Source organism: Billgrantia ethanolica (assembly GCF_021404305.1).
GTDB classification, from domain to species: Bacteria; Pseudomonadota; Gammaproteobacteria; order Pseudomonadales; family Halomonadaceae; genus Halomonas; species Halomonas ethanolica.
Map to the genome: position 1 here is coordinate 497,661 of NZ_JABFTX010000004.1, position 15,545 is coordinate 513,205.

14 protein-coding genes are annotated in these 15,545 nt (G+C 67.4%); 8 read left to right on the forward strand and 6 right to left on the reverse strand.

Going from position 1 to position 15,545, the window contains the following annotated elements:
- Nucleotides 1-17 precede the first annotated feature (17 nt).
- The 8 genes from HOP53_RS18890 (at nucleotide 18) to nanR (ending at nucleotide 8,116) form a co-directional block, all read left to right on the forward strand.
- On the forward strand, nucleotides 18-782 hold the full coding sequence (locus tag HOP53_RS18890) for an SDR family NAD(P)-dependent oxidoreductase (RefSeq protein ID WP_234271432.1): 765 nt from the start codon (nucleotides 18-20) through the stop codon (nucleotides 780-782).
- The gene (gene pdxA, locus HOP53_RS18895; protein ID WP_234271433.1) at nucleotides 779-1,771 is read left to right on the forward strand and encodes a 4-hydroxythreonine-4-phosphate dehydrogenase PdxA; all 993 of its coding nucleotides are present in this window, start codon (nucleotides 779-781) and stop codon (nucleotides 1,769-1,771) included. The genes HOP53_RS18890 and pdxA overlap by 4 nt, the downstream gene beginning before the upstream one ends.
- Nucleotides 1,768-2,955, forward strand: a complete 1,188-nt coding sequence (locus HOP53_RS18900) for a four-carbon acid sugar kinase family protein (protein ID WP_234244913.1) — start codon at nucleotides 1,768-1,770, stop codon at nucleotides 2,953-2,955. The genes pdxA and HOP53_RS18900 overlap by 4 nt, the downstream gene beginning before the upstream one ends.
- A 210-nt stretch (nucleotides 2,956-3,165) precedes the next feature.
- Nucleotides 3,166-4,161: a sialic acid TRAP transporter substrate-binding protein SiaP gene (locus HOP53_RS18905; RefSeq protein ID WP_234271434.1), complete on the forward strand. Its 996-nt coding sequence runs from the start codon at nucleotides 3,166-3,168 to the stop codon at nucleotides 4,159-4,161.
- 77 nt (nucleotides 4,162-4,238) lie between these two features.
- Nucleotides 4,239-4,820, forward strand: a complete 582-nt coding sequence (locus tag HOP53_RS18910) for a TRAP transporter small permease (RefSeq protein WP_234244905.1) — start codon at nucleotides 4,239-4,241, stop codon at nucleotides 4,818-4,820.
- A 33-nt stretch (nucleotides 4,821-4,853) separates the two neighbouring features.
- Nucleotides 4,854-6,233: a TRAP transporter large permease gene (locus tag HOP53_RS18915; protein ID WP_234244902.1), complete on the forward strand. Its 1,380-nt coding sequence runs from the start codon at nucleotides 4,854-4,856 to the stop codon at nucleotides 6,231-6,233.
- Nucleotides 6,234-6,260: 27 nt separating this feature from the next.
- Nucleotides 6,261-7,334 carry an Ldh family oxidoreductase gene (locus tag HOP53_RS18920; protein WP_234271435.1) on the forward strand — a complete coding sequence of 358 codons (1,074 nt, stop codon included), beginning with the start codon at nucleotides 6,261-6,263 and terminating at the stop codon, nucleotides 7,332-7,334.
- Between the two features lie 65 nt (nucleotides 7,335-7,399).
- Entirely contained in the window at nucleotides 7,400-8,116 is a 717-nt protein-coding gene (gene nanR, locus HOP53_RS18925) for a transcriptional regulator NanR (RefSeq protein ID WP_010625868.1), read from the forward strand.
- Between the two features lie 96 nt (nucleotides 8,117-8,212).
- Here nanR and HOP53_RS18930 read toward each other — a convergent pair whose 3' ends face one another.
- The 6 genes from HOP53_RS18930 to HOP53_RS18955 form a co-directional block, all read right to left on the reverse strand.
- Nucleotides 8,213-9,856: a UxaA family hydrolase gene (locus HOP53_RS18930; RefSeq protein ID WP_234271436.1), complete on the reverse strand. Its 1,644-nt coding sequence runs from the start codon at nucleotides 9,854-9,856 to the stop codon at nucleotides 8,213-8,215.
- A 37-nt stretch (nucleotides 9,857-9,893) separates the two neighbouring features.
- Entirely contained in the window at nucleotides 9,894-10,742 is an 849-nt protein-coding gene (locus HOP53_RS18935; protein ID WP_234271437.1) for a fumarylacetoacetate hydrolase family protein, read from the reverse strand.
- 14 nt (nucleotides 10,743-10,756) lie between these two features.
- A complete protein-coding gene (locus tag HOP53_RS18940; RefSeq protein ID WP_234271438.1) occupies nucleotides 10,757-11,506 on the reverse strand; it encodes an SDR family oxidoreductase in 750 nt (249 codons plus the stop codon).
- Nucleotides 11,507-11,763: 257 nt separating this feature from the next.
- Nucleotides 11,764-13,341, reverse strand: a complete 1,578-nt coding sequence (locus HOP53_RS18945; protein WP_234271439.1) for an aldehyde dehydrogenase (NADP(+)) — start codon at nucleotides 13,339-13,341, stop codon at nucleotides 11,764-11,766.
- Between the two features lie 188 nt (nucleotides 13,342-13,529).
- Nucleotides 13,530-14,282, reverse strand: a complete 753-nt coding sequence (kduD, locus tag HOP53_RS18950; RefSeq protein WP_234271440.1) for a 2-dehydro-3-deoxy-D-gluconate 5-dehydrogenase KduD — start codon at nucleotides 14,280-14,282, stop codon at nucleotides 13,530-13,532.
- Nucleotides 14,279-15,265: a 2-hydroxyacid dehydrogenase gene (locus HOP53_RS18955; RefSeq protein WP_234271441.1), complete on the reverse strand. Its 987-nt coding sequence runs from the start codon at nucleotides 15,263-15,265 to the stop codon at nucleotides 14,279-14,281. The genes kduD and HOP53_RS18955 overlap by 4 nt, the downstream gene beginning before the upstream one ends.
- Nucleotides 15,266-15,545: the final 280 nt, after the last annotated feature.

Below are 15,545 nucleotides of genomic sequence, written 5' to 3' on the forward strand. Positions count from 1 at the left end.
ACCGCGAGGGGCAAACGATGTTCGAGGAGTGGAAGGGCAAGCGAGTGCTGGTGACCGGCGCCAGCCGGGGCATTGGCGCGGCGGTGGCAAGGCGCATGGGAGCGCTCGGTGCTAGCGTGGCGGTGCACTATCACGCCAGCAGCGAAGCGGCCGAGGCGGTGGTCGAAGAGATTCGTGCCGCGGGCGGTGAGGCCTTCGCCTTGGCGGGTGACCTGAGCCGTTCCAGCGAAGCGCAGCGGGTGGTGGACGAGGCCGCGGCGCGGCTCGGCGGTCTCGACCTGCTGATCAACAACGCCGGCGACATGCTCGGGCGGGTCGCGCTCGAGGAGATGGATGATGTCCACTACGATCAGGTCATGGATCTCAACGCTCGGTCGGTGGTGATGGTCAGCCGGGCGGCGCTGCCGCACTTCCGGCGTGCTGGTGGCGGCAACGTCATACACACCACGTCCATTGCCGCACGCAACGGCGGCGGTGCCGGGGCGGGGCTCTACGCCGCGGCCAAGGGCTTCGTCAGCACCTTGACGCGCAACATGGGCAAGGAGCTGGCGGCGGAGCGGATTCGCGTCAACGCCGTGGCCCCCGGTACCATCGCCACCGACTTCCACGTTCGCCACTCCAACGAGGCACACCTGGCCATGGCCCGCGCCGGCATTCCCATGGGGCGGCTGGGAACGGCGGAGGAGTGCGTGGGTGCCTATCTCTTCCTCGGCAGCGAGTCGCTCAGTGCCTATGTCACCGGCCAGGTGATCGAGGTCAACGGAGGTCAGTTGATGCCATGAAGGAATCTGCTCCCTACGCCATCGCCATCACCATGGGCGACCCGGCGGGTATCGGCCCGGAGATCATCTGTCGTGCCCTGGCCGCGATGTCAGCGGAAGAGCGCGACGGCACCCTGCTGGTGGGCGATCCGGCCATCTATCGCCGGGCGGCTGCCCTGATCGGTGCCGCGCTCGACTTTGCTGCGCTGGAAGAGGTGCGTGCCGGCGATGGCAAGATAGCCGTGGCCGAGGTGCCTGCCGAGGCAGAGATCGCCGATGGCCGCATCAGTGCCGCCGGCGGAGACCTGGCCTTTCGCTGCGTGAAACGGGCGGTGGAGCTGGTGCAGGCGGGCCGTGCCCGGGTGATCGTCACCGCGCCGCTGAACAAGGCGGCGCTGCATGCCGCAGGGCATCACTACGATGGCCATACCGGCATGCTGGCGGCACTCACCGGTGCGCCCTCCTCCTTCATGCTGCTCGCCTCCGAGACCCTCTCCACGCTGCACGTCTCCACCCACGTGTCGCTGCGCGACGCCATCGAGCGGGTCACTGAGGCGCGCATCGCCGCCACCGTGGCGGTGGGGCACGAGCACCTGGTGAGCATGGGCATCCCGCAGCCGCGCATCGCCGTGGCCGGACTCAACCCTCACTGCGGCGAAGGCGGCATCTTCGGCGACGAGGACGAGCGGATCATCGCGCCGGCGGTGCGTGAGCTGCGCGAGCGCGGCTTCGAGGTGCAGGGGCCGATCTCGGCCGACACCGTCTTCTACCGCGCCTCGCGCGGCGAGTTCGACCTGGTGGTGGCCCAGTATCACGATCAGGGTCATATCCCGGTGAAGCTGATCGCCTTCGACACCACGGTCAACGTCAGCCTGGGGCTGCCGCTTCAGCGCACCTCGGTGGACCACGGCACCGCCTTCGACATCGCCTGGCAGGGGTGCGCGGACGCCACCAACCTGGGGGCGGCCATCGCCTACGCGCGCCGCCTGGCCGCGGGCGGCGAGTCATGAGCCGCTGTCGGGTCGCCATCGTCGCCGACGATCTCACCGGCGCCCTGGATGCGGCAGCTCCCTTTGCCGCCCGCGGGGCGCAGACGCGTGTGGTGGTTGCATTGGAACGGCTGGCGAGCTGCCTCGAGGCGTGGGCGGAGAACGGCCCGCAGGTAGTCGCCGTGAACACCGAGTCGCGTCACTTGCCGAGCCACGAGGCGGCAGAGCGGGTCGTCCAGGCTACGCGACTCCTGGCACGGCTCTCGCCAGAGGTCTGGTTCAAGAAGATCGACTCGACCCTGCGCGGTCAGGTCGTGGCCGAGAGCCTGGCCATGCTGAGAGTGACGGGGCGTCAGCTGTGGGTGGCTCCCGCCGTGCCTGCCCAGCAGCGCGTGGTGCGTGATGCCGAGGTGTGGGTGGAGGGCAGGCCGCTCAAGGCGACCCCCTATGGGGCCGATGCGCGTTCACCTTCCCTGAAAGGGCCGCTGGACACGGCCTTCGGTGCGGCGGGGGTGACGTTGGCGCGGCGGCGGGCTGGCGCGGGTTTTGCACTGCCCGAAGTGCACTGTGTCGTCGATGCTTCGTCCCAGCAGGACCTTGCCACCCTGTACGACGACGTAGCCCGGCGGCCGGAGCGCTGGCTGTTGGTGGGTGCCGCCGGCCTGGCCAGCGAGGTGGCGCGACGCAGCTTCGGCTTGATGCACGGTTCCGCACCGTGGTTGAGCCACGTCGCACACCGGCTCTATGCGGTCGGTTCGCGCAGCCCGCGCGCGCTGGAGCAGTGTCGGCGGCTGCGCGAGGGGGTGCCAGACCTCGACTGCGAGGCGGCGTTATCTCCCCGCTTGCCGAGGGTGTCCGCCCATCGGCTGCTGGTACCAGGGGATGAGGGCAGTGGGGTCCTCGACCCTGCCGACGTGGCCTTGGCGATGGGCGAGCGCATCGCTGCGATCGTCGCCGAGTGGCCGCGCGCTAGCTCCCAACTGCTGTTTCTGACCGGCGGCGACACCGCGATGGCGGCACTCAGCTGCCTGGGAGCGCGCTTCATCGAGGTGGTGGCGGAGTGGCGTCCTGGCGTCGCGTTGGGCTACCTCGATGGCGAGCCGCAGCATAAGGTAATGACCAAGGCGGGGGGCTTCGGCGATGCGGAGCTGTTACTGCAGCTGCACGCGGAAGTCGCGCATTTCGGCGTCTTTCGTCGAGCCTGAGCCTGTCCGTGCTGCGATAACGGTTGCGCGGGCGCAGGCGAACGTCTAAGTTTGGGTTGGGTGGTATGATACGTATACAGCAAGACAGTCTTCCGATCAGGCCGAACGCTACTAGCGTGCTTCGGCCCGGTTCGATACCGCTGCGCTGCCCATAGGCCTGCACCCTAAATCGACAAGCAGAATAATCCGACAGGTTGTAAGGAGAACAAGATGAGCCACAAGCGCCAACGCCAGTTCAAGCTCCTGCGCATGACCGCCATCGCCCTAGCGGCGGCAGGCATCAGCATGGGGGCGAATGCCCAGCAGAGCCTGCGATTCGCCCATGTCTACGAAACCTCGGAGCCGTTCCACAAGTGGGCGCTGTGGGCGGCCGACGAAATCGAGCAGCGAACCGAAGGTCGCTACACGATGCAGGTTCACCCCGCCTCATCGCTGGGCAAGGAGGAGGACATCAACGAGGGGCTCCAGCTCGGCACCATCGACGTCATCTATACCGGTACGCAGTTCGCGGGCCGCTCCTACGGCCCCATCGGCATCGCCGGTGCCGCCTACATGTTCCGCGACTTCGATCATTGGCAGGCCTACGCGGACAGCGACCTGTTCCAGGAGATCGCCGACGGCTACCAGAACGCCACTGGCAACGTGCCCCTCGCACTCAACTATTACGGCGAGCGCCACGTGACCGCCAACAAGGCGATCAACGCCCCCGATGACATGCGCAACCTGCGCATACGCGTGCCCAATGCGCCGCTCTACATGATGTTCCCCCGCGCCGCGGGCGCCAACCCGACACCGATCGCCTTCGACGAGGTCTATCTGGCCCTGCAGCAGGGCGTGGTGGATGCCCAGGAGAACCCGCTTCCAACCATCCGGGCCAAGGCGTTCCATGAGGTGCAGGATTACATCAACCTGACCGGCCACATTACCGATTCGCTGATCACCATCGTCGGCGGGCCGCGCTGGAATCAGCTCTCCGAAGAGGATCGCGAGATCTTCCGCGAGGTGTTCGAGGAGGCGGCGCGCAACAACACCGAGGAGATCGTGCAGGCCGAGCAGGACCTGGTGGCATGGTTCGAGGAGCAGGGCACCACGGTCAACCGGGTCGACCGTACGCCCTTCCGTGAGGTCGTCATGCCGCACCACCTGGGTGATGCAGCGACCTGGGACGAGGAGACCTACGAGCGGTTGCAGGCCATCGGCCAATAGCGGCCAGGGCTCCCTGCGTATTCATCTCGCCCCGGCCCCATGCCATCAGGCGTGGGGCCGGTCAGGAGGTATGATCCATGTCTCGCAACCCGTCTCCCAAGGCACCGTCCTCCCCGCCCGTCGAGCCCGAGATCGATTTCAACGTGGCGTTCGATGACGACGACTTTCGCTTTCGCGATTATGCCGTGGAGGATTACGTCACCCTGGCGGTGTTCTGGGCGCTGATCTTCGTCGTTTTTCTGCAGTTCTTCACCCGCTACGTGCTGGGCGATTCCACGACCTGGACCGAGGAGATCGCTCGCTACCTGCTGATCCTGGTGGGCTTCATCGGTAGCGTCATGGCGGTTCGTCGGGGCACCCACATCATGGTGGAGTTCTTCTACCACTACATGCCCGGCTGGCTGTCGCGGCTGCTCAACGTCGCGGTCGAGATCGCCAGTATCGCGTTTTACACCATGCTCGCCTGGATCACGTTCAAGCTCGCTGGCCGCACCGGCGGCATGATGATCTCCGTGGACGTGCCCAAGAGCGTACTTTATTACGCCGTTTGTGCGGCCTTCGTACTGATGGCGGTAAGAGGATTACAGCGTCTGGTGAGCCGTGTCCTGGCGGAGCGTCGCCAGGTCTCGCGCCGCCCCGCGCCTTCCGATTCGCATTGACGACAACAAGACCCTCTTTTCGCGAGGCTACGCATGGCTCGACTCTCTGTGATGCGCTGGCACAAGCCCATCGTCACCCCCACGCTCTCGGCGCTGGCCGTGCTGGGGTGCGTGATTCTGGCCGTAATGGGCCATTACCTCTCCTTTCTGTTCTTCTCGCTGTTCACCATGCTGGTGCTGGGAATGCCGATCGCCATCAGCCTGGCGGGCTCCTGTCTGCTGTTCGTGCTGATCTCCGGTCAGGTGCCGGACATCGTCGTGGCGCATCGCATGATCAACGGCATCGACAGCTTTCCGCTGCTGGCCATTCCCTTCTTCATCTTTGCCGGCAGCCTGATGAACAACGCTGGCATCACCGAGCGCATCTTCAACTTCGCCAAGGCGCTGATGGGCTGGATGCGCGGAGGGCTCGGCCACGTCAACGTGGGGGCGAGCATCGTCTTTTCGGGCATGTCGGGGGCGGCGGTGGCCGATGCAGGCGGCCTCGGCATGATCGAGGTGAAGGCGATGAAGGATGCCGGCTACGATGAGGAGTTCGCCGTCGGTATCACCGCGGCCTCCTCTACCATCGGGCCGATCATTCCCCCCAGCCTGCCGATGGTCATCTATGGCGTGATGGCTTCGGCCTCGGTGGGGCAGCTGTTCGCCGCAGGCCTGATTCCTGGCCTGCTGATGGGGGCCATGCTGATGGGAATGGTCTTCCTGGTCTCCCGTCGCCGTGGCTACCAGCGTGATGCCGACTTCTCGTTTCGGGTACTGGGGTACACGTTCTCCCGGGCGTTTCTCTCGCTGCTGACGCCGGTGATCATCGTCGGCGGTATCATCACCGGTGCCTTCACCCCCACCGAAGCCGCCGTTGCCGCCGTATTCTATGCGCTGTTTCTGGGCGTGGTGGTCTATCGCACCCTGACCTGGCGCAAGTTGATCAAGGTAAGCATGGAGACCATCGAGACCACGGCGGTGATCCTGTTCATCGTTGCCGCCGCCTCCATCTTCGCCTGGATTCTCACCAGCAATCAGGTCACCCAGCACGTGATCGCCCTGATGGGGCCCTTTTCCGACAGCAAGGTGGTGGTGCTGATGATGACCAACCTGGTACTGATCATCGTCGGCTGCTTCATGGAGACCATCGCTGCCATCACCATTCTGGTGCCGGTGCTGCTGCCGCTGGCCGTTGCCGTGGGTGTCGACCCGGTGCACTTCGGGGTGATCATGGTGTTGAACCTGATGATCGGCCTGCTGACGCCGCCGGTAGGCATGGTGCTCTACGTGCTGTCGCGGGTCTCCAACGTCAGCTTCGAGCGCTGCATGCGCGGGACGATTCCGTTCCTCATCCCGCTGGTGCTGTGCCTGCTGCTGGTGACCTTCGTGCCGGCCATTTCCATGTGGCTGCCGACGCTGGTCTACCGCTGAACGACTATCCGCTAAGGAAGGTAAACGATGGGAGATGCAACGGACTATCGAGTGACACGCGAGGAGCTGGAGCGCTTCATGCTGGCGGCGCTGGCACGTGCCGGCGCCGACGAGGCTTCGGCCGGCGCCGTGACTCGCGCCCTGGTCACTGCCTCGCGAATGGGTACCGACAGCCACGGGCTGCGGCTCTTGCCTCACTACGTGCAGGCGTTGCAGGGCGGCCGTCTCAAGGGCGCGCCCGAGATGCGCTTCGAGCGGCGGCTGCCCGCCACCGGTTATCTCGACGCCGACGATGGCCTCGGCCACCTGGCCGCCTATACCGCCATGGCGCATGCCGCCGAGATGGCCGAGCAGGTCGGCATGGGGGCGGTGGCGGTGGGCAACGCCTCCCACTTCGGTGCGGCGGGGTGCTATGCCCTGGTGGCGGCGGAGCGGGGCTTGATCGGGCTGGTGACGTGCAATTCCGACCCCTTCGTGTTGCTCCATCAGGGCAGCCGCCCGTTCCACGGTACCAACCCCATCGCCTTTGCCGCGCCGGTGGCGGGGGAGCAGCCCTACCTGCTGGACATGGCGACCAGCGCCATCCCCTGGAACCGCGTGCAGCAGTATGGCGCCATCGGCCGCGAGCTGCCCGACCAGGTGGCCGCCGATGCCGAGGGTCGGGTGACCCGCACGCCGGGCGAGGTGGCGGCACTGCTGCCCCTGGGCGGCAGCGACTTCGGCTTCAAGGGGGCCGGCCTCGGCGGCATGGTGGAGGTGCTCAGCTCGATGCTCGCCGGCATGCAGCACGGCTATCGATTGCTGCCCATGGGCGGGCCCGACATGGCCACCCCGCGCGGCGTCGCCCACTTCGTCATGGCGCTCAAGCCCGACGCCTTCGCGCCGGGCGACCCCTTTTCCGCCTGCCTGCGGCGCTACCTCGATGACCTGCGTGCCCAGCCGGGGCGCAACGGCTGCGAGGTGCTGGTGCCCGGCGAGCGGGAATGGGGCTGTCAGGCGCAGCGCGACGCCTTGGGCATTCCCCTCGACAGCGCCAATCAGGCTGCCTACGCCGAGCTGGCCGAGCGGCTGGACGTGCCGCCGCTGCGACCGCTGAGCTGAGCGCATCTGACGCGGCGATGCAGTAAGATAGCCGCAACAATCGTGACTGACAGGAGCCCCAGCCCATGAGCCGATACCGGATTGAGCGCAAGACGCTCTCGGAGCAGGTCGCCGAGCAGCTCGAGGCGGATATCCTCGAGGGCCGACTGAGCGAGAACGATCAGCTGCCCTCGGAGCGCGAGCTGATGGAGCAGTTCGGCGTGGGCCGCCCGGCGGTGCGCGAGGCGCTCTTCCATCTGCAGCAGCTGGGCCTGATCGCCATCAACAGCGGCACCCGGGCCAGGGTCATCCGCCCCACTGCCGAATCGGTCATGGCGCGTCTTTCCGGGGTTACCCGCCAGCTGCTGGCCAAGCCCGACGGCCAGCAGTACTTCCAGGAGGCGCGTGCCCTGTTCGAGATTTCCCTGGCCCGCTACGCCGCTCGCCACGCCAGCGACGAGGACCTGGCGAACCTGCGCGCGGCGCTGCAGGACAACCGCGAGGCCGTGGGCGACGAGGCGCGCTTCAAGCGCTCCGACAACGATTTCCACGGCGTGCTGGCGAGCATCGCCCGCAACCCCATCTTCGACGCCATCCACGTGGCGCTCTCCGAGTGGCTCGACGACCGTCGTGCCCAGGTGCTGCAGCAGAAGGACGAGGACAAGGCGGCGATGGCGGCCCACATCGAGATCGTCGAGGCCATCGAGTCCCGCGACCCCGATGCCGCCGAGGCGGCCATGCGGCGCCACCTCGACCGGCATTACGGCACCTATATGAAGCTCAAAAAGCGCCTTTCGGAGTAGCGATCAGCTGCAAGTTGACTCGGCGCTGATCCGTCGACAGGTCTACGAGGAGGCGCTGTCTCCGGCGCCCCTCGTCGAGCGCAGCCACGTTGACCACTATAAAGAGACGCCGCGTTTCCAGGGGATGAAATCATACTGCGCCAGCTCCACGGCGCGGGGCAGATAGCGCCCCGAGGCGGTGTCGAGGCATAGCCTGAGCAGCCGCTCGGCGAGTTCGTCGATGCTCGCCTCGCCGCGGATGATGGGGCCGGCGTCGAAGTCGATGACGTCGCCCATGCGTGCGGCCAGTTCGCTGTTGCTGGAGATCTTGAGCACCGGGGTCACGGGGTTACCGGTGGGCGTGCCGAGCCCGGTGGTGAACAGGATCAGGTTGGCCCCGGAGCCGGCCAGGGCGGTGGTCGATTCCACGTCGTTGCCCGGGGTGCAGAGCAGGCTCAGCCCGGCCCGGGTATGCGGCTCGGTGTAGTCGAGCACGTCCACTACCGGGCTGTCGCCACCCTTCTTGGCGGCCCCCGCCGATTTCATGGCATCGGTGATCAGGCCGTCGCGGATGTTGCCGGGGGAGGGGTTCATCGAGAAATCGGCGCCGACCCGGGCGGCATGGCGCTGATACGCCTCCATCAGCTTGGCGAAGCGCTCGGCCACGGCGTCGTCGCGGCAGCGGGCGATCAGCTCGTGCTCCACTCCGCACAGCTCGGGAAACTCACTCAGGATACCGCTGCCACCCAGCGCCACCAGGCGATCGACCACCGCTCCCACCAGGGGGTTGGCGGAGAGCCCGGAAAAGCCATCGGAACCGCCGCACTCCACGCCCAGGGTCAGCGCCGAGAGCGGGGCCGGTGTGCGCGGCGTGCGGTTGGCTTCACTCAGGCCGTCGAAGATGGTGGTCAGGGCCTCCCGGATCAGCGCCTCTTCGCTGATACTGGCTTGCTGTTCCAGATAGTGCACCGGACGCAGCCCGCGCGGGTCGCGCTCGGCCACGGCGGTTTGCAGCATCTCGATCTGCGCCTTCTGACAGCCGAGGCTGAGCACCGTGGCGCCGGCCACGTTGGGGTGGCAGATATATCCCGCCAGCAGCTGGCACAGCGCCTGGGCATCGTCGTCGGTGCCGCCGCAGCCCAGGGTATGGGTCAGGAAGCGCACGCCGTCGACGTTGGGGAAGAGGCGTTCGCCGCTCGGTTCGACCGGCGCCGTCCCGCTGCTACCGTGAAGCAGCTCCCGGGCCATGCGCTTGTAGTCGCGATAGGGGTCCTCGCCCAGGGCATCGGCGACGCACTGGCGCAGCACCTCGATGTTGCGGTTCTCGCAGAACACCAGCGGAACCACCAGCCAGACGTTGGCGGTGCCCACCTGGCCGTTCGGACGGTGGTAGCCGTCGAAGGTGGCATCGGTGAAGGCCGAGACGTCCGGCGCCTGCCACTGGCCGCGGCGGGCCTGGGGCTCGCTGGTGGCGGTGCTGTGGGCGGTGTTGTCGGTGGTGATGGCCGCCCCCGCCTGGATGGGACGGGTGGCGCGGCCCACCGTGACGCCGTACATGATCACCGCCTCGCCCACGGCCAGGTCGCGCAGGGCGAACTTGTGCTTGTGGCGAATGGCTTCGGCCAGGTGCAGGCGCCGCTCGCCATCGTCCACGGCGTGGCCGGCGGGCAGGTCCTTGAGGGCCACGCGTACGTTGTCGGCCTGATGCACACGCAGGCTGTCGAGTTGGCCGCGGTCGTTGGCCAGTATCTGGGTGGTCATGGGACGGTGCTCCTTACGGCGGCTTGGCTGCGTCTCTTCACTGCGGCTCGGCGATCACGTTCTGGTGCTGCTCGCCGAGCCCTTCGATGCCCAGGCGCATCCGCTGGCCGGGCTGCAGATAGGTTGGCGGCGTCTGGCCCATGCCCACGCCCGGCGGGGTGCCGGTGGAGATGACGTCGCCCGGCTGCAGGCTCATGAAGCGGCTCAGGTAGCTGATCAGGAAGGGGATCCGATAGACCATGGTGCGGGTATTGCCGTCCTGGTAGCGGTGGCCATCCACCTCGAGCCAGAGGTCGAGCGCATGCGGGTCGCGGATTTCGTCCGGCGTCACCAGCCAGGGGCCGAGCGGGCCGAAGGTGTCGCAGCCCTTGCCCTTGTCCCAGGTGCCGCTGCGTTCGAGCTGGAACTCCCGCTCGGAGACGTCGTTGACCACGCAGTAACCCGCCACGTGCGCCATGGCGTCGGCCTCGTCCACGTAGCGTGCGGTCTTGCCGATCACCACGCCGAGCTCCACCTCCCAGTCGGTCTTGCGCGAGTCGCGGGGGATGATGACGTTGTCGTTGGGGCCGCAGATGGCACTGGTCCACTTGGCGAAGACCACCGGCTCCGGCGGCACCTCGGCGCCGGTCTCGGCGGCGTGGTCGGAGTAGTTGAGGCCGATGCAGATGAACTTGCCTACGCGGCCCACGCAGGGCCCGAGACGGGTGTCGGCATCTACCGCCGGCAGCCGGGCGGGGTCGAGCTCGGCCAGTCGGGCCAGGGTGTCGCGTCCCAGATGGGCACCGTCGAGGTCGGTCAGGTGGGCCGAAAGGTCGCGGATCACGCCGTCCGTATCGAGCAGACCGGGCTTCTCGTGGCCCCGGGGGCCGAAGCGCAGCAGTTTCATCGAGTTCTCCTCCGTCAGATGAGCCAGCCGCCGTCGATGACCTGAGCGGTGCCGGTGGTATAGGCCGATTCGTCGGCGGCCAGATAGGTGGCCAGGGCAGCGATCTCCTCGGCCGTGCCGAGTCGCCCCAGGGGTTGGCGGGCGAGAAATTCGGCGTGTACCTCGGCCTCGGGCCGCCCCTGGCGTTCCGCCTGCTCGCGGATGCGCTGGCGCAGGGAAGGGGAGTCCACCGTGCCGGGGCAGATGGCGTTGCAGCGGATGCCGCGGTCGATGTAGTCGGCGGCGATCGACTTGGTCAGGCCGAGCACCGCGGCCTTGGTGGTGCCGTAGGCGCAGCGGTTGGGCACGCCGGTGAGGCTGGAGGCCACCGAGGCCATGTTGATGATGCTGCCGCCGCCGCCCGCGATCATGGTCGGCAGCAGGGTACGGGTCAGGCGCAGCATGGCGGTGACGTTGAGGGCCAGCGAGCGCTCCCAGTCGGTATCGCTGACCTCCAGCAGCGCGCCGCTGGCGACGTAGCCGGCGCAGTTGAAGAGCACGTCCAGCGAGGTTAGCTCGTTGCCCAGGGCTGCGACAGCCTCGGCATCGAGCACGTCCAGGCGGTGCGCCTCGATGCCGGGTGTATCCCCGAGATCGCGCAACTTGTCGGCATCGATGTCGGTAGCGATGACCCGAGCGCCCTCGGCGGCGAAGCGCAGGGCCGTGGCACGACCGATACCCTGGCCGGCGGCGGTAATCAGAGCGGTCTTGTGCTGCAGTCGCATGGCACCCCACCTGTATGACAGGCTGCTAGCCTGATGTTCGGTCAAGTATGGCTCAGTAATGACGGCTTGCCAACCGAACGTGGCCGGCCAGGGCGTGGTCCTGGTTGGCGCCAGCCATGCCAAGCAGTGACATGAAAAAGGCGGTCCGAGGCCGCCAAAGGTTTCAGAGAAATATGCGATGGAAACGCTGAACAAATCGACGAGCGAGATGAGGCGCAACGCAGCGATTCGCTCGCGTAGGCGTTGTGTAGCGTTTCCTATGTTTCGCGCTTGCCGTCGACCAGCCGTGTCACCCCCCAAGGGTTGCCGTCGCGCAGCGGCTCGGGTAGCAGCCCCTGCGGCAACGCCTGGTAACACACCGGGCGCAGGAAGCGGAAGATCGCCGCGCTGCCCACCGAGGTGGTGCGGGAATCCGAGGTGGCCGGGAAGGGGCCGCCGTGGACCATGGCGTGACACACCTCGACCCCGGTGGGCCAGCCGTTGGCCAGAATGCGCCCCGCCTTGCGCTCGAGGGTCGGCAGCAGCTGCCTGGCGGCGTCCAGGTCGCCGTCGTCCATCTGCAGGGTGGCGGTGAGCTGGCCCTCCAGGTGGGCCGCAACGCGTTGCATCTCGCTCGTGTCGGCGCACTCGATCACCAGCGAGGTGGCGCCGAACACTTCTTCCTGCAGCTCGGGCTCGGCGAGGAAGTCCTGGGTGGTGGTGACGAACAGTCCGGCCTGACAGGCATGGGCGCTCTCGCCGACCTGGCCGCGGGCCGCTTCGCGTACCTTGCCGTTGGATGAGAGCCGCTTCACACCCTGCTCGTAGGCGTCGTGGATGCCCGGGGTGAGCATGGTCTGGCCGGCGCTCTGCTTGACGGCACCACTCGCGGTCTCGACGAAGGCGGCAAGCTCAGGCCCCTTCACGCCGATCACCAGCCCGGGATTGGTGCAGAACTGCCCGGCGCCCATGTTGAGCGAGGCGACGAAGCCTTCGGCGAGCTGGGCGCTGCGCGCCTTGAGCGCCTCGGGCAGCAGGAACACCGGGTTGATCGAGCTCATCTCGGCGTAGACCGGGATCGGCTGAGGGCGGCTTTGGGCGGTTCTCATCAGCGCGGTACCGCCACTGCGGGAGCCGGTGAAGCCGACGGCTTGAATGCGCGGGTCGGCCACCAGCGCCTGGCCCACCTCGCGGCCCGAGCCGAACAGCAGCGAGAATACCCCTTCCGGTAGCCCGCGCTTCTCCACCGCGCGCTGCACGGCGCGGCCTACCAGCTCCGAGGTGCCGGGGTGGGCGGAGTGGGCCTTGACGATCACCGGGCAGCCGGCCGCCAATGCCGAGGCGGTATCGCCGCCGGCCACGGAAAAGGCCAGCGGGAAGTTGGAGGCGCCGAACACGGCGACCGGGCCCAGCGGAATGTGGCGCTGGCGCAGGTCGGCGCGGGGCAGCGGCTCACGTTCCGGCAGAGCCGGATCGAGACGCAGGTCGAGCCACTCGCCGGCGCGTACCACTGACGCGAACAGGCGCAGCTGGCCGCAGGTGCGGCCGCGCTCACCCTCGAGACGGGCGCGGGGCAGGCCGGTCTCGGCCATGGCGCGTTCGATCAGCGCGTCGCCGATGGCCTCGATCTCGCCGGCGACGGTGTCGAGGAACGCCGCGCGCTGCTCCAGCGTCGTCTCGCGGTAGACGCCGAACGCCTCTTCGGCGAGCTGGCAGGCGCGCTCCACCTCGGCTTCGCTGCCGCCGCGATAGACGGGGTCGAGATCCGCGCCGGTGGCGGGATTGACGGCGCGGATCTCGCCGCGGCTGCCGGTAACGGCCTCGCGGCCGATCAGGGATGTGCCTTGCAGTGTCATGGGAGCTCCTTGCGCGGGATGCAGCGGATCGACTTGTGATACATGGTATGTCGTGCTACCTGTCATACAAGCCTACCGTAGATGATGCCGTCGCGTCGATCCAGCGCAGCGCGGGCGCTGTATGGCTGTTTCGGGACCGGATGGACGGGCTTTGCCGCTGAGCCGGCTGCTTTACCGTGGGGGCCGGCTCAGCGCGCCAGCCAGCCGCCATCCACCGCCAAAGCGTGGCCGTTGACGTAGGCCGCAGCGTCGGAACAGAGGAAGATCACCGCGCCGGCGAGGTCTTCCGGGGTGCCCCAGCGACCGGCGGGAATACGCCCCAGGATCTCGGCGCTGCGGGTGGCATCCTCGCGCAGGGCCTGGGTATTGTCGGTGGCCATGTAGCCCGGGGCGATGGCATTGACGGTGATGCCGTGGGCGGCCCACTCGTTGGCCAGCAGCCGGGTCAGGCCGAGCAGGCCGCTCTTGCTGGCGGTGTAGGCAGGCACCCGGATGCCGCCCTGAAAGGAGAGCACCGAGGCAACGTTGACGATTCGCCCCGGTGCGCCGCGTTCCACCAGGTGTCGGGCGACCGCCTGGGCGAGGAAGAAGGCCGCCTTGAGATTGACGTCGACCACGGCGTCCCAGTCCTCTTCGGTGAACGTCAGCGCGGGCGCGCGGCGGATCGTGCCGGCATTGTTGATCAGCATGTCGAGCCGTCCGGTCGACTCGAGGGCGCGGGCCACGATGGCCTCGGGCGTATCGCGGCCCAGCGCTGCCTCGACGGCGACATAGCGCCGACCGAGGGCCTCGACTTTCTCGCGGGTCTCGTCGCTGTTGCTGCGATTGACGCCGACGATATCGGCACCTGCCTCGGCCAGCGCCAAAGCCAGGCCTTGCCCCAGCCCCTTGTTGCAGCCCGTGACCATCGCCACACGGCCGTGCAAGTCGAAGCGGTTCATGGCGTTTCCCCGCGCCACGCTACCTCGTTGACCAGGCTGAGCGGGCGCTTGCCTTCCAGCGCCAGGGTGATGTTGTCCACCGCGCGCTGGGCCATGGCGTCGCGGGTCTCGTGGGTCGCCGAGCCCGCGTGCGGCAGGGCCACCACGTTGGCCATGTGCGGCAGGGGCGACTCCGGCGAGAGCGGCTCCTGCTCGAAGACGTCGAGCCCGGCGGCGTGGATCTCGCCCATTTCCAGCGCCGCGATCAGCGCCGCTTCGTCGACCACCTTGCCGCGGGCGATGTTGACGAAGATCGCCGAGGGCTTCATCAGCTCGAACTCGCGCCTGCCGATCAGGTGCGTGGTCTCCGCCGTCAGCGGTACGGTGACGCAGACGAAGTCGGCCTGGGCCAGCAGCTCGTCCAGCTCACAGCGCACGGCGCCCAGCTCCTGCTCCAGCGTGGGCTTGGGCGAGGAGCAGGCGTAGAGCACCCGCATGCCGAAGCCCAGGGCACCGCGGCGGGCCACGCCGGCACCGATACGGCCGAAGCCGACCATGCCCAGCGTCTTGCCATGGACATCGGTGCCAAAGTGGGGCTCGCCGATGCTGGCCGTCCAGTCGCCGCGCTTGACCATATCGGCCAGCTCGATGGCGCGCCTGGCAGTCGCCATGATCAGCAGAAAGCCGGTGTCGGCGGTGGTTTCGGTAAGCACGTCGGGCGTATTGCACAGCAGGATGCCGCGCCGGGTCAGCGCCTCGAGGGGGTAGTTGTCGTAGCCCACCGAGATGGTGGCGATGGCCTCCAGTTGCGGGGCCAGGTCGAGCAGCTCCGGTGTAATGACGAGGCTGGAGCCGACCAGGCCGTGGGCCTGCCCCAGAGCCTGGCGAAAGTCGGGGTCGTCGGTGCTCTTCAAGGTCTCGAAGTAATCGATGTGGAAGCGTTGGCGAAGCTGGTCGAGATGGATCGGTTTGAGGCGGGTGTAGGCGACGATGCGTTTTGTCATTGTGTTCGCTCTGTCTTTGCTCTGTCTTTGCTCTGTCTTTGCTCTGTCTTTGCTCTGTCTTTGCTCTGTCTTCGCTCTGGGCGGGCGGGGCAGGCTCAGCCTAGTCAATGCGCCAGCACTGGGCAAATACGACGCCGACCCATCCAGTTTACGACATATGCGCTTGACGCTACTGGCATACTTTCTGCGTCTGAACGATGTTAAGCATATCTGTGAGCGACAACTTGGTTTACCTTTGCCAGACAGGCTTGCCTGAGAGCGACACCAAGACCCTGACGAG

Coding starts and splice junctions, on each gene's coding strand:
- HOP53_RS18890 (WP_234271432.1), top strand. CDS start 18: ATGTTCGAGGAGTGGAAGGGCAAGCGAGTGCTGGTGACCGGCGCCAGC.
- pdxA (WP_234271433.1), top strand. CDS start 779: ATGAAGGAATCTGCTCCCTACGCCATCGCCATCACCATGGGCGACCCG.
- HOP53_RS18900 (WP_234244913.1), top strand. CDS start 1,768: ATGAGCCGCTGTCGGGTCGCCATCGTCGCCGACGATCTCACCGGCGCC.
- HOP53_RS18905 (WP_234271434.1), top strand. CDS start 3,166: ATGAGCCACAAGCGCCAACGCCAGTTCAAGCTCCTGCGCATGACCGCC.
- HOP53_RS18910 (WP_234244905.1), top strand. CDS start 4,239: ATGTCTCGCAACCCGTCTCCCAAGGCACCGTCCTCCCCGCCCGTCGAG.
- HOP53_RS18915 (WP_234244902.1), top strand. CDS start 4,854: ATGGCTCGACTCTCTGTGATGCGCTGGCACAAGCCCATCGTCACCCCC.
- HOP53_RS18920 (WP_234271435.1), top strand. CDS start 6,261: ATGGGAGATGCAACGGACTATCGAGTGACACGCGAGGAGCTGGAGCGC.
- nanR (WP_010625868.1), top strand. CDS start 7,400: ATGAGCCGATACCGGATTGAGCGCAAGACGCTCTCGGAGCAGGTCGCC.
- HOP53_RS18930 (WP_234271436.1), bottom strand. CDS start 9,856: ATGACCACCCAGATACTGGCCAACGACCGCGGCCAACTCGACAGCCTG.
- HOP53_RS18935 (WP_234271437.1), bottom strand. CDS start 10,742: ATGAAACTGCTGCGCTTCGGCCCCCGGGGCCACGAGAAGCCCGGTCTG.
- HOP53_RS18940 (WP_234271438.1), bottom strand. CDS start 11,506: ATGCGACTGCAGCACAAGACCGCTCTGATTACCGCCGCCGGCCAGGGT.
- HOP53_RS18945 (WP_234271439.1), bottom strand. CDS start 13,341: ATGACACTGCAAGGCACATCCCTGATCGGCCGCGAGGCCGTTACCGGC.
- kduD (WP_234271440.1), bottom strand. CDS start 14,282: ATGAACCGCTTCGACTTGCACGGCCGTGTGGCGATGGTCACGGGCTGC.
- HOP53_RS18955 (WP_234271441.1), bottom strand. CDS start 15,265: ATGACAAAACGCATCGTCGCCTACACCCGCCTCAAACCGATCCATCTC.